This window comes from Variovorax trehalosi, assembly GCF_051216415.1.
Lineage (GTDB): Bacteria > Pseudomonadota > Gammaproteobacteria > Burkholderiales > Burkholderiaceae_C > Variovorax.
Genome location: NZ_JBPJZG010000005.1, coordinates 144538 through 156716, shown reverse-complemented (window position 1 = coordinate 156716; position 12179 = coordinate 144538). Strand labels below are relative to the sequence as shown.

The following is a 12179-nucleotide window of genomic DNA, read 5'->3' as shown; positions in this document are numbered from 1 at the left end:
TCTTTCAGGTATCGGATGAATGGGGCTGAACCGTACCACCGAAAAGATCAGGTTGGCCCGCCCGGGCCGGCTCGCCGGCATCTTCGTTCGCCGACGGGATGGCGGAACGCTGCGTCAGCTGCGCCAGATAGGTCTTGAACAGGGCATCGGCCGACTGCCGGAACATGCGGATGCGGCCGGTGTGCTGCATCAGCAAGAGGCCGACGCCGTGGGCGAAGAGGGCCGTGTTTTCCTGCAGCGCGAGGGCAGCGTCGAGACCCATGGCCAGCAGCGCGTCTTCGCAGGGGCGCAGGGCGTCGTAGAGGCGATCGTTGAGTTCGTGGTCCAGCTCGCTGGTCAGCCCCCGGGGCCGCATGCCGTGGACCAGATAGAAGCCGAGGTCGAGGTCGCGCGGGTTCGCCGCGTAGAAGTCGAACCAGGCCTGCGCCTTGGCAGCCAAGGTCTTTTCGGGCCGGGATTTGGACACCTTCGCCTCGGCCACCGCAGCCTGCAGGCGCAGCAGCGATTCGTCGAGCAGCGCAGCGTAGATCGCCTCCTTGCTCTCGAAGTACGAATAGATGGCGCCCGGCGTGTAGCCGGCCTTCCTGGCGATCTCCCGGATGCTCGCGCCCTCGATCCCCGCCTCCGAAAACACCGTGCGGGCGGCGTCGAGCACCAGGGCACGGCGGGCGTCGGTGAGGGTCTGTCGGCGTTGGAGCTTGGCGTGCATGGGCGGCACTATAGGCCTGGGACCGCGCTCTAGCTCATATTTTTTAACATTGATATAAAAAATGAACGGTGTTCAAATATTTGCGCCGACGATCAAAATCCGGAGACAAACGATGAACGCCCCACTCCCCGCCGCCGCCCTCATGTCCGGCGCCGACTACCGCGAATCGCTTCGCCGCTACAGCCCCAACGTGTTCGTGGACGGCCGCCGCGTCGACAGCGTGGCCGACGAAGCCGCCTTCCAGCCCGGCATCAATGCCATCGCCCTCACTTACGACTACGCACTGAAGACGCAGTACGAGCCCCTGATGACCGCGGTGCAGCACACCAGCGGCAAGCGGGTGAACCGGCTCTCGCACATCAACACCGGCTCGGGCGACCTGCTCAACAAGCTGGAGGCCGTGCGGCTGGTCTGCCAGGAAACCGGCTGCGCCCAGCGTTACCTCACGCACGATGCGCTCAACGCAATCGCCCAGGTGTCCGCCCGCATCGACGACGCGCGCGGCAGCACCGAGCACACCGCGCGCTTCCACGAGTACCTGCACCGCGTGCAGGACCAGGACCTGACCCTGGGCGTCGCCATGACCGACGCCAAGGGCGACCGCAGCCGCCGGCCGCACGAGCAGGCGAACGTCGACAGCTACCTGCATGTGGTCGAACGAAATGCGCGCGGCATCGTCATCTCGGGCACCAAGGCCATCGTGACCGGCGCGCCCTATGTGCACGAGCTGCTGGTCATGCCCTGCCGCAACATGGGCCGCGAAGACGCCGATTTCGCCGTGTGCTGCGCCGTGCCGCTGGACGCGCCCGGCCTCACCATCGTCGCGCGCCCGGCCGGTCGGCCCGGCGAAAAGCTGGAGCACGGCGACGCCCTCTTCAGCCGCAAATACGGCCAGAGCACCGGCGTGTGCATGTTCGACCGGGTCTTCGTGCCATGGGACCGCGTGTTCTACGCCGGTGAATGGGAGCACTCCGGACACCTGACCTACAGCTACGCCACCCACCATCGCCACAGCTGCATCGGCGCCCGCGCGGGCTTCGGCGACCTGCTGATCGGCGCCGGCGCGCTGATGTGCGAGGCCAACGGCTTCGACCCCGGCAAGGAGAGCCACCTGCGCGAGCAGATGGTCGAACTCATCACCATCACCGAGAGCTTCTTCGCCTGCGGCGTGGCCGCCAGCGTCTACGGCAAGGCCGACGAGCATTGCGAAGTCTTCATGCCCGACCCCGTGTTCAGCAACATCGGCAAGCTGCTGCTGGCCACCAAGATCTACGACATGCACCGCATCGCGCACTACGTGAGCGGCGGCCTGATCGTCACCCTGCCCGGCCCGGATGAAGACCACAACCCCGAGACCGCTGCCCGCCTGTCCGATGTGCTGCGCGCCAATCCGGCGATTCCCTACGAGCAGCGCATCGAGACAGCCCGCTTCATCGAAGACCTGACTGCGGGCTACCAAGGCGGCTGGTACAGCGTGATCAGCCTGCATGGCGGCGGCTCGCCGGCAGCGATGAAGCAGGAGATCTGGCGCAACTATCCGGTCGGCTCCAAGGTCGAGTTGGTCGAACGCATCCTCGAACGCGGCATCGCGGCGGACGGATCAGCAGCCGCGGCGCCGCACGACCCCGCACGCGCCATCACGAAGAACCGCCAGCCCGGCAAGTGCTGCGACACCGGTTGCACCGCGCCCGGCCAACCGGTGATGGTCGACCTGCCGGTGTCGTTGCGCGCCTAGACTTCGGCGGATGCGAATTCTTTCGGCGCTTTGTGCGGCCCTCCTGGCCACCGGCTGCGGCGGCCTGCGCACGGCCAAGGCCCCGCTGGAGACCACGCTCGAGAAAAGCACCTGCACAGCAAACGCCGACACGCTGATCGTGATGCTGCCCGGCGCGTACTCGCACCCCGACGAGTTCGTGCGCGAAGGCTTCGTCAGCGCCCTGAACGACAACAGACTCGCGGTGGACGTGATGCGGGTCGACGCGCACCTCGGCTACTACAACAGCAAGACCATCCTCGACCGCCTGAGCCATGACGTGATGGCACCCGCGCGCAGCCAGGGCTACAAGTCGATCTGGATCGTCGGCATCTCGGTCGGCGGTTTCGGTGGGCTGCTCTATGCGCAGACCCATCCCGGTGAACTCGCAGGGCTCGTCACCCTGGCGCCCTATCTTGGCGAGCGCGGACTCAGCACCGACATCGCCAATGCCGGCGGCATCGCCCGCTGGACCGGCCCGTTGAGCGATCCCCCGGGCAGCGACCCGCGCACGCCGAACGAAACCCAGCTCTGGCAATGGCTGCGCGGCTACGTCGGCACCACCGCCACCTTCGGCGCGCGACCGCCGCTCTATCTCGGCTATGCGGTCGACGACCGCTTTGCCTACAGCCACCGATTGCTCGCGGCCGCATTGCCCGCGGATCGCGTCTTCACGACGGAAGGCCGCCACGACTGGCCCGAGTGGACGCGGCTCTGGCGCCGCATGCTGCCGACCCTGCCGCTGCCGGGCTGCCCCGGCTGAACGCGCCCTCAGTTCGGGCGCAGGCGCAGCAGCTTCCCGTCGGCTTCGTCCGTCAGCACGTAGAGCAGGCCGTCCGGTCCCTGCTTCACGTCGCGGATGCGTGCCCGGCTGTCGGCCAGCAATTTGTGCTCGGCGACCATCTTGCCGTCCTTCAGTTCGATGCGGTCGAGGTAGCCGAATTTCAGCGAGCCCACGAAAAGGTTGCCCTTCCAGGCAGCGCCGTAGCGGTCGCTCGTCAGGAACGCCATGCCCGATGTCGCGATCGACGGCACCCAATAGTGCAGCGGCTGCTCCATGCCGTCCTTGGCGGTGATGCCGTCGCCGATCTTCCCGCCGCCGTAGTTCTCGCCATAGGTGATCACCGGCCAGCCGTAATTGCGGCCGGCCTGCGGGATGTTGATTTCGTCGCCACCCTGCGGGCCGTGCTCCGTCATCCAGAAGCGGCCATCGGGCGCGAGTGCGGCGCCCTGCCCGTTGCGATGGCCGTAGCTCCAGATCTCGGGCAGCGCGCCCGCCTTGCCGACGAAGGGGTTGTCCTTCGGCACCGAACCATCCTTGTTGACACGCACCACCTTGCCCAGGTGGTTGTCGAGCTTCTGCGCATCTTCCTTGCGGCTGAAGCGGTCGCCCAGCGTGAGAAACAGCGTGCCGTCGCGCGCCTCGACGATGCGGCAGCCGAAATGCGCGCGGCTCGCCACCTTGGGTTTCTGGCTGAAGATGATTTTCAGGTTCTCCAGCCGCGCGCCATCGGCCGACAACTGCGTGCTCGCCAGCGCGGTGCTGTTGCCGGAACCGCTGGCCTCGGGCTCGGAGAAGCAGAAGTACAGCGTGCGGTTTTTCTCGAAGGCCGAGTCGGCCAGCACGTCGAGCAAACCGCCTTGGCCGCCCGCCGCGATGGCAGGCAAGCCTGCGATGGGCGGGCCGAGCTTGCCGTCTGCGCCGATCAACCTCAGTCGCCCGGGGCGCTCGGTCACAACGAAGCGGCCGCCCGGCAGAAAGCTGACGCCCCAAGGGTTCTCGAGGCCGGATGCCAATGTTTCAGGCCGCGCCTGCGCCAGGGCAAAGCCGCAAAAACCCAAGCCAGTGACCACGGCGGTGCGGCGCAAAAGGCGAATAAGAGCCTTAAATCGAAAGTTCATGTCTTTTCCGGATAGTTGAAGCCATCTTGGCGGGAAATAGCGTCAGCACCCAGTCCTTCCGACAGTTCACCCCGGCGGCGAAGGCCCATTCGAAACGAATCACTTATGGGCCATAAAGGTCGACCGTTACATTTTTTCTTCGACCGGATCGAAAAACATCAAGCAAATCAACGATTTGCAGACACATTCGCTAATTCAGATTAAATTGACATAACCGCGCGTCATCAATATCCTACGCGCCATGCGTTTTTTCGTCCTACCCGCGTCCCTCCTCTTTGCCGTCGCTGTTCATGCAGCCCCTCAACAGGACCGACCCGATGACGAACTGGCCGGCCTGCTTGCAGACAAAGGTCTGATCGGGCAACTCAAGCAGGTCCGTCAAACAGTCACCGAGCGAACTTCCGACCTGGTGGTCACCGCCATCGGCTTCTTGGGCGTTCCTTACCGCCGTGGCGGCAACACGGCAGAGTCCGGTTTCGATTGCAGCGGCTTCGTCCGCGCGATGTACAACCAGACCGTCGGCCACATGCTCCCCCGCCGCGCCGAAGAGCAAGCCGCCGCCACCGAGAAAATCGACCGCAGCCAGCTCAAGCCCGGCGACCTCGTGTTCTTCAACACCATGCGCCGCGCCTTCAGCCATGTCGGCATCTATGTCGGCGAAGGCAAGTTCATCCACTCGCCCCGCTCGGGTGCCCAGGTTCGTGTCGAAGACATGAACGGCAGCTACTGGCAGCGCCGCTTCGACGGCGCCCGTCGCGTGCTCGGCGGCGCACCGACCGAAGAGATCAAGGCCGCTGCAGCCAACGCCCGCACCGGCGACGACTGATCTCCCTTCCGATCCGCCAGGATCAGGACGAAAAAAATCCCGCCGCGGCGGGATTTTTTGTGGGCGCTCGATTGCGCCCCGGCGCCTTGCTCATGCCGCCTTCTTCGCCGGCGGCAGGTCGGTACAGGTACCGTGTGCCACTTCCGCCGCCATGCCGATGCTCTCGCCCAGCGTCGGGTGCGGGTGGATGGTCTTGCCGATGTCGATCTCGTCCGCGCCCATCTCGATGGCCAGCGCGATCTCGCCGATCATGTCACCGGCATGCGTGCCGACGATGCCGCCGCCCAGGATGCGGTGCGTCTCGGCGTCGAACAGCAGCTTGGTGAAGCCCTCGTCGCGGCCGTTGGCGATGGCCCGGCCCGAAGCGGTCCACGGGAAGTGGCCCTTCTTGACCTTGATCCCTTCGGCCTTGGCCTGGTCTTCCGTGAGACCGACCCACGCCACCTCGGGGTCGGTGTAGGCCACGCTGGGGATCACGCGGGCGTTGAAGGCGGCGCTGGAGAGCTCCTTGTCGCCCTTCTGCTCGCCGGCGATCACCTCGGCCGCCACGTGCGCCTCGTGCACCGCCTTGTGCGCCAGCATGGGCTGGCCCACGATGTCGCCGATGGCGAAGATGTGGGGCACATTGGTGCGCATCTGGATGTCGACCGGAATGAAGCCGCGGTCGCTCACCGTGACGCCGGCCTTCTCGGCACCGATCTTCTTGCCGTTGGGGCTGCGGCCCACGGCCTGCAGCACGAGGTCGTACACCTGTGGCTCCTTCGGCGCGTTCTCGCCCTCGAAGGTGACCTTGATGCCCTCCTTCGTGGCTTCGGCGCCGACCGTCTTGGTCTTCAACATGATGTTGTCGAAGCGCGGCGCGTTCATCTTCTGCCAGACCTTCACGAGGTCGCGGTCTGCGCCCTGCATGAGGCCGTCGAGCATTTCGACCACGTCCAGGCGCGCGCCGAGCGTGGAGTACACCGTGCCCATTTCGAGGCCGATGATGCCGCCGCCCAAGACGAGCATGCGCTTGGGATCGGTGCCCATTTCGAGCGCGCCGGTGGAATCCACGATGCGCGGATCGCCCTTGGGCATGAACGGCAGGCTGACCGACTGCGAGCCGGCCGCGATGATCGCGTTGCGGAACTTGACGGTCTGCTTCTTGCCGGTAGTGTCCCAGCTGGTGCCCGAGGTCTCTTCGACTTCCAGGTGGTACGGGTCGATGAAGTTGCCCACGCCGCGCAGCACCGTCACCTTGCGCATCTTGGCCATGGCCGTCAGGCCGCCGGTGAGCTTGCCCACCACCTTGTTCTTGTGGCCGAGCAGCTTGGCGCGGTCGACCGTGGGTGCGGCGAAGCTCACGCCGAGGTCGGCGAAGTGCTTCACTTCATCCATGACGGAAGCCACGTGCAGCAGCGCCTTCGAGGGGATGCAACCCACGTTCAGGCACACGCCGCCGAGCGTGGCGTAGCGTTCGATCAGCACGACCTTCAGGCCCAGGTCGGCCGCGCGGAAGGCTGCCGAATAACCGCCGGGGCCTGCGCCGAGCACGATCACGTCGCACTCGACATCGACCTTGCCGCCGTAGGTGGAAGCGACGGGCGCTGCGGCCGGCGCCGGCGCAGGTGCCGCAGCCTTGGGCGCAGGAGCCGCCGCGGCAGGCGCGGGTGCGGCGGCCGCAGGGGCAGGCGCCGCGGCACCGTCCACCTCCAGCGTCAACACGACCGAGCCCTGCTTGACCTTGTCGCCCACCTTCACGGCGACGGCCTTCACCACGCCCGCGGCGGACGAAGGAATTTCCATCGACGCCTTGTCCGATTCGACCGTGATCAGCGACTGCTCGGCCTTGACCGTGTCTCCGACATTGACCAGCACCTCGATCACCGCGACTTCGTCGAAGTCGCCGATGTCGGGCACCTTGATTTGTTGTTCGCTCATTTGGACACTTTCAGTTTGAGTGTGAGAACGTCGACCGGTGGGGCCGAATTGCGATCGAATTCGCAGGCGGCGGCGATCCCCGCCTCCGCCACGTCGCGCGAGGTGCGCGACTTGATGTCATAGGCCGCGTGCATGGCGCCGAGCGCAAAGCTGCGTCCCGAGCCGATGGCCCAGAACTGCTTGAACTCGAACACCTCGCGGTAGCTGTAGATGCCGTAGATGCCGCTCTGGTTGGCCATCAGCATCGTGAACTGGCTCGACTCGTACGGCTCGTGGTCGTCTTCCTTGGTCTGCATGAAGAACGAGTCCTTGAGCACCGGATGCAGCATCGTGAAGGTGCGGAAGATCTCGTGCTTGCTGCCGAACAGGAGCTTCTCGCGCTCCTGCGCGGCCAGCGCGTGCTGCAGCACCAGGAAGTGCGCCGCGGCGCCGGCCATGGCGAACAGGCTGGTGCCCGCCGCATCCTCGACGGTGAAGATCTTCTGGTTCTTCTCGGCACGGTGCGAGAGCCGCGTGTCGCCGAAGGTCACCAGAGAATCGGCTGCCATCGTGACCTGGCCGCCCTTGCGGACGGCCACTACCGTGGTCATAGGAGGATTCGACGGTAGTCCGCGAGCACCTGGCCCAGGTAGGCGTTGAAGCGCGCAGCCAGGGCACCATCGATCACGCGGTGGTCGTACGACAGCGACAGCGGCAGCGTCAGGCGCGGCACGAACTGCTTGCCGTCCCACACCGGCTTCATCTGGCCCTTGGAGAGGCCGAGGATGGCCACTTCGGGGGCGTTGATGATGGGCGTGAAATGCGTCCCGCCGATGCCGCCGAGCGAGCTGATCGAAAAGCACCCGCCCTGCATGTCGGCCGAACCGAGCTTGCCGTCGCGCGCCTTCTTCGCGAGTTCGCCCATCTCGGCGCTGATCTGCAGGATGCCCTTCTTGTCGGCATCTTTCAGCACCGGCACCACGAGCCCGTTGGGCGTGTCCGCCGCGAAGCCGATGTTGAAGTACTGCTTGTAGACGAGCTGGTCGCCATCGAGGCTGGCGTTGAAGTCGGGGAATTTCTTCAGCGCGGCAACCACCGCCTTGATCACGAAAGCCAGCATCGTGACCTTCACGCCCGACTTCTCGTTCTCCTTGTTGGTGGAGACGCGGAAGGCCTCGAGCTCGGTGATGTCAGCTTCGTCGTTGTTGGTGACGTGCGGAATCATCACCCAGTTGCGGTGCAGGTTCGCGCCGCTGAGCTTCTTGATGCGCGAGAGGTCCTTGCGCTCGACCGGACCGAACTTCGTGAAGTCGACCTTGGGCCACGGAATGAGGCCCAGCGCCGCGCCATCGGCGCTGCCGCCACCGGCCGGCGCCTTGGCCGCCGAGGCCTTCGTGCTGGCCTGTCCGCTCATCACGGCCTTGGTGAAGCCCTGGACGTCTTCCTGCGTGATGCGGCCCTTGGGACCGGAGCCCTTGACCTCTTCGAGCGGCACGCCGAGTTCGCGGGCGAACTTGCGTACCGAGGGCGAGGCGTGCGGCAGGCTGGCATTGGGCGCCGTGGTGGGGTCGTGCGGTGCAGCGGCGGCGGGGCTTGCGGCCGGGGCCGGCGAAGCAGCGGCCGGCGCGGGGGCGCTGGCGGTTGCCGCAGCCGGGGCGGCGGCAGCAGCTTGTGCCGGCGCGGGCGCCGCAGCGCCTGCCGAACCTTCCAGGATCGCGATCAGGTCACCGATGTTGACCGTGTCGCCGACCTTGACCTTGAGTTCCTTCAACACGCCGGCAGCCGACGACGGAATCTCCATCGATGCCTTGTCCGACTCCACCGTGATCAGCGACTGGTCGGCCGCGATCGTGTCGCCGGGCTTCACCAGCAGCTCGATGACCGCGACGTCCTTGAAGTCGCCGATGTCCGGCACCTTGATCTCGACCGGGCCGGAGGCTGCGGCAGGTGCCGCCGCCGGTGCGGGCGCCGGGGCAGCGGCCGCAGGAGCCGGGGCTGCTGCAGCCGCGGGGGCCGGTGCGGCAGCGGCACCTTCGGCCTCGAGCACGAGCACCACCGAGCCCTCTTTCACCTTGCCACCGACCTCGACCTTGATTTCCTTGACCACACCGGCGGTCGACGAAGGAATCTCCATCGACGCCTTGTCCGATTCCACCGTGATGAGCGACTGCTCGGCCTTGACCGTGTCGCCCACCTTCACCAGCACCTCGATCACCGCGACTTCATCGAAATCGCCGATGTCCGGCACCTTCACTTCCACTGCTGCCATATCGTTGTCTCCCGCCGTAAGGCGCCGTTCGTTCGTTGGTTGTTGATGTTCAAGCGTAGAGCGGGTTGACCTTGTCGACATTGATGCCGTACTTCTTGATCGCTTCCACCACCTTGGCCACCGGCACGGTGCCATCTTCGCTCAGCGCCTTGAGCGCAGCCACCACGATGTAGTGGCGGTTGATCTCGAAGTGTTCGCGCAGCTTGTTGCGGAAGTCGCTGCGGCCGAAGCCGTCGGTGCCCAGCACCTTGTAGGTGCGGCCCTTCGGGATGAAGGGGCGGATCTGTTCCGCATAGGCCTTCATGTAGTCGGTCGATGCGACCACCGGGCCGGTGGAGGGCGCGAGTTGCTCCGCCACGAAGGGCACGCGCGGGGTCTGGTCCGGGTGCAGCAGGTTCCAGCGGTCGGCGTCCTGGCCGTCGCGGGTGAGCTCATTGAAGCTCGGGCAGCTCCACACGGAAGCCGACACGCCCCAGTCCTTCTCGAGCAACTCTTGCGCCGCGAAGCTCTCGCGCAGGATGGTGCCGCTGCCCAGCAGTTGCACTGTCGGTGCTTCCTTGCCCTTGGCAGCTTTGACCACCGGGCCCTGCTTGGACAGGTACATGCCCTTGATGATCTGCTCTTCGGTGCCGGGCTGAAGGCCGGGCATCGCGTAGTTCTCGTTCAGCAGCGTCAAGTAGTAATAGACGTTGTCCTGCTTCTCGACCATGCGCTTCAAGCCATGGTGCAGGATCACGCCCACTTCGTGCGCGAAGGTCGGGTCGTAGCTCACGCAGTTCGGGATGGTGTTGGCCAGGATGTGGCTGTGACCGTCTTCGTGCTGCAGGCCTTCGCCGTTCAGCGTGGTGCGTCCCGAGGTGCCGCCCAGCAGGAAGCCGCGGGCCTGCATGTCGCCGGCCGCCCAGGCCAGGTCGCCGATGCGCTGGAAGCCGAACATCGAGTAGTACACGTAGAACGGCACCATGATGCGGTTGTTCGTGCTGTACGAGGTGGCCGCGGCGATCCAGCTGGACATGCCGCCGGCCTCGTTGATGCCTTCCTGCAGGATCTGGCCGGCCTTGTCTTCCTTGTAGTACATGACCTGGTCTTTATCGACCGGGGTGTACTGCTGGCCTGCGGGGTTGTAGATGCCGATCTGGCGGAACAAGCCTTCCATGCCGAAGGTGCGGGCCTCGTCCACCAGGATGGGCACCACGCGCGGGCCGAGCGCCTTGTCGCGCAGGAGTTGCGTGAGAAAGCGAACATAGGCCTGCGTCGTCGAGATCTCGCGGCCTTCGGCCGTGGGCTCCATCACCGACTTGAAAGTGTCCAGCGAGGGCACCGTGAAGCTCTCGTCGGCCTTGGTGCGGCGGTGCGGCAGGTAGCCGCCGAGGGCCTTGCGGCGCTCGTGCAGGTACTTCATTTCCGGGGTGTCGTCGGCCGGCTTGTAGAACGGCAGGTCGGCGATCTGGCTGTCCGGAATCGGAATGTTGAAGCGGTCGCGAAAGGCCATGATGTCCTCGTCGCTGAGCTTCTTCGTTTGGTGGACGTTGTTCTTGCCCTCGCCGATCTTGCCCATGCCGAAGCCCTTGACCGTCTTGATCAGGAGCACCGTGGGCTGGCCCTTGTGCTTGACGGCCGCGTCGAAGGCCGCATAGACCTTCTGCGAGTCGTGGCCGCCGCGACGCAGCTGCCAGATGTCGTCGTCGCTCATCTTGGCGACCATCTCCAGCGTGCGCGGGTCGCGGCCGAAGAAGTGCTTGCGAACGTAGGCGCCGTCGTTGGCCTTGAACGACTGGTAATCGCCGTCGTTCGTCTCCATCATGATCTTGCGCAGCGCACCTTCCTTGTCGCGTGCGATCAGCTGGTCCCAGCCGCTGCCCCAGATCAGCTTGATGACGTTCCAGCCCGAGCCGCGGAACTCGCCTTCCAGCTCCTGGATGATCTTGCCGTTGCCGCGCACCGGGCCGTCCAGGCGCTGCAGGTTGCAGTTGATGACGAAGACGAGGTTGTCGAGGCCCTCACGCGCTGCGAGGCCGATGGCGCCCATCGATTCGACTTCGTCCATTTCGCCGTCGCCGCAGAACACCCAGACCTTGCGGTTCTCGGTATTGGCAATGCCGCGGGCATGCAGGTACTTGAGAAAGCGCGCCTGGTAGATCGCCATCAGCGGGCCGAGGCCCATCGACACCGTGGGGAACTGCCAGAACTGGGGCATCAGCTTCGGATGCGGGTAGCTGGAGAGGCCCTTGCCGTCCACTTCCTGGCGGAAGTTGAGCAGTTGCTCTTCGGTCAGGCGACCTTCGAGGTAGGCGCGGGCATAGATGCCGGGGGAGACGTGGCCCTGGATGTAGAGGCAGTCACCGCCGTGGTTCTCGCTCTCGGCGTGCCAGAAGTGGTTGAAACCGGCGCCGAACATGTTCGCCAGCGAGGCGAAGGAGCCGATGTGGCCGCCCAGGTCGCCGCCTTCGGCGGGGTGGTGGCGGTTGGCCTTGACCACCATCGCCATCGCGTTCCAGCGCATGTAGGCGCGCAGACGCTCCTCGATCTCGAGGTTGCCGGGGCAACGCTCTTCCTGATCGGGCTCGATGGTGTTGACATAGGCGGTGTTGGCAGAGAACGGCTTGTCGATGCTGTGCTGCCGGGCATGTTCGAGCAGCTGCTCGAGAAGGAAGTGGGCCCGCTCGGGACCCTCGCTCTGGATGACGGAAGACAGTGCATCCATCCATTCACGGGTCTCCTGGGCGTCCGCATCGTTTGCGGCCGAGCCGAACAGGTTCTCGGGATTTGCCGACATGCTTGTCTCTCCTTTTAGGGCTGTGGCTGTAATTTAGTGCGCTCT

Annotated in this window: 9 protein-coding genes; 3 read left to right on the top strand and 6 right to left on the bottom strand. The window is 65.5% G+C overall.

The window, feature by feature from the left end:
* Nucleotides 1-4 precede the first annotated feature (4 nt).
* Nucleotides 5-709, bottom strand: a complete 705-nt coding sequence (locus ACSFA7_RS19630) for a TetR/AcrR family transcriptional regulator (RefSeq protein ID WP_435500934.1) — start codon at nt 707-709, stop codon at nt 5-7.
* 112 nt (nt 710-821) lie between these two features.
* Here ACSFA7_RS19630 and ACSFA7_RS19625 point away from each other — a divergent pair, with 112 nt between their 5' ends.
* The gene (locus tag ACSFA7_RS19625) at nt 822-2444 is read left to right on the top strand and encodes a 4-hydroxyphenylacetate 3-hydroxylase family protein (protein WP_435500933.1); all 1623 of its coding nucleotides are present in this window, start codon (nt 822-824) and stop codon (nt 2442-2444) included.
* A 10-nt stretch (nt 2445-2454) separates the two neighbouring features.
* Complete coding sequence (locus ACSFA7_RS19620) at nt 2455-3225, top strand: alpha/beta hydrolase family protein (protein ID WP_435500932.1); 771 nt, start codon at nt 2455-2457, stop codon at nt 3223-3225.
* Between the two features lie 8 nt (nt 3226-3233).
* On the opposite strand, the gene ACSFA7_RS19615 is transcribed toward ACSFA7_RS19620, so the two are convergent.
* Entirely contained in the window at nt 3234-4364 is a 1131-nt protein-coding gene (locus ACSFA7_RS19615; protein ID WP_435500931.1) for a PQQ-dependent sugar dehydrogenase, read from the bottom strand.
* Between the two features lie 241 nt (nt 4365-4605).
* Between ACSFA7_RS19615 and ACSFA7_RS19610 the strand changes: the two genes are divergently transcribed.
* Nucleotides 4606-5190, top strand: a complete 585-nt coding sequence (locus tag ACSFA7_RS19610) for a C40 family peptidase (protein WP_042580847.1) — start codon at nt 4606-4608, stop codon at nt 5188-5190.
* A 90-nt stretch (nt 5191-5280) separates the two neighbouring features.
* Here ACSFA7_RS19610 and lpdA read toward each other — a convergent pair whose 3' ends face one another.
* Genes lpdA through aceE form a run of 4 tightly spaced genes read right to left on the bottom strand, consistent with a single transcriptional unit; the run spans nt 5281 to nt 12134 of the window.
* On the bottom strand, nt 5281-7110 hold the full coding sequence (gene lpdA, locus ACSFA7_RS19605) for a dihydrolipoyl dehydrogenase (protein ID WP_435500930.1): 1830 nt from the start codon (nt 7108-7110) through the stop codon (nt 5281-5283).
* Entirely contained in the window at nt 7107-7700 is a 594-nt protein-coding gene (locus ACSFA7_RS19600) for an Ntn hydrolase family protein (RefSeq protein ID WP_435500929.1), read from the bottom strand. The genes lpdA and ACSFA7_RS19600 overlap by 4 nt, the downstream gene beginning before the upstream one ends.
* Nucleotides 7697-9358, bottom strand: a complete 1662-nt coding sequence (aceF, locus tag ACSFA7_RS19595; RefSeq protein ID WP_435500928.1) for a dihydrolipoyllysine-residue acetyltransferase — start codon at nt 9356-9358, stop codon at nt 7697-7699. Before aceF ends, ACSFA7_RS19600 begins: the two co-directional genes overlap by 4 nt.
* A gap of 49 nt (nt 9359-9407) precedes the next feature.
* Nucleotides 9408-12134: a pyruvate dehydrogenase (acetyl-transferring), homodimeric type gene (gene aceE / locus ACSFA7_RS19590; RefSeq protein ID WP_435500927.1), complete on the bottom strand. Its 2727-nt coding sequence runs from the start codon at nt 12132-12134 to the stop codon at nt 9408-9410.
* Nucleotides 12135-12179: the final 45 nt, after the last annotated feature.

Excerpts from the sequence above, each read along its gene's own strand:
- ACSFA7_RS19630 (WP_435500934.1), bottom strand. The coding sequence starts at position 709 with ATGCACGCCAAGCTCCAACGCCGACAGACCCTCACCGACGCCCGCCGT.
- ACSFA7_RS19625 (WP_435500933.1), top strand. The coding sequence starts at position 822 with ATGAACGCCCCACTCCCCGCCGCCGCCCTCATGTCCGGCGCCGACTAC.
- ACSFA7_RS19620 (WP_435500932.1), top strand. The coding sequence starts at position 2,455 with ATGCGAATTCTTTCGGCGCTTTGTGCGGCCCTCCTGGCCACCGGCTGC.
- ACSFA7_RS19615 (WP_435500931.1), bottom strand. The coding sequence starts at position 4,364 with ATGAACTTTCGATTTAAGGCTCTTATTCGCCTTTTGCGCCGCACCGCC.
- ACSFA7_RS19610 (WP_042580847.1), top strand. The coding sequence starts at position 4,606 with ATGCGTTTTTTCGTCCTACCCGCGTCCCTCCTCTTTGCCGTCGCTGTT.
- lpdA (WP_435500930.1), bottom strand. The coding sequence starts at position 7,110 with ATGAGCGAACAACAAATCAAGGTGCCCGACATCGGCGACTTCGACGAA.
- ACSFA7_RS19600 (WP_435500929.1), bottom strand. The coding sequence starts at position 7,700 with ATGACCACGGTAGTGGCCGTCCGCAAGGGCGGCCAGGTCACGATGGCA.
- aceF (WP_435500928.1), bottom strand. The coding sequence starts at position 9,358 with ATGGCAGCAGTGGAAGTGAAGGTGCCGGACATCGGCGATTTCGATGAA.
- aceE (WP_435500927.1), bottom strand. The coding sequence starts at position 12,134 with ATGTCGGCAAATCCCGAGAACCTGTTCGGCTCGGCCGCAAACGATGCG.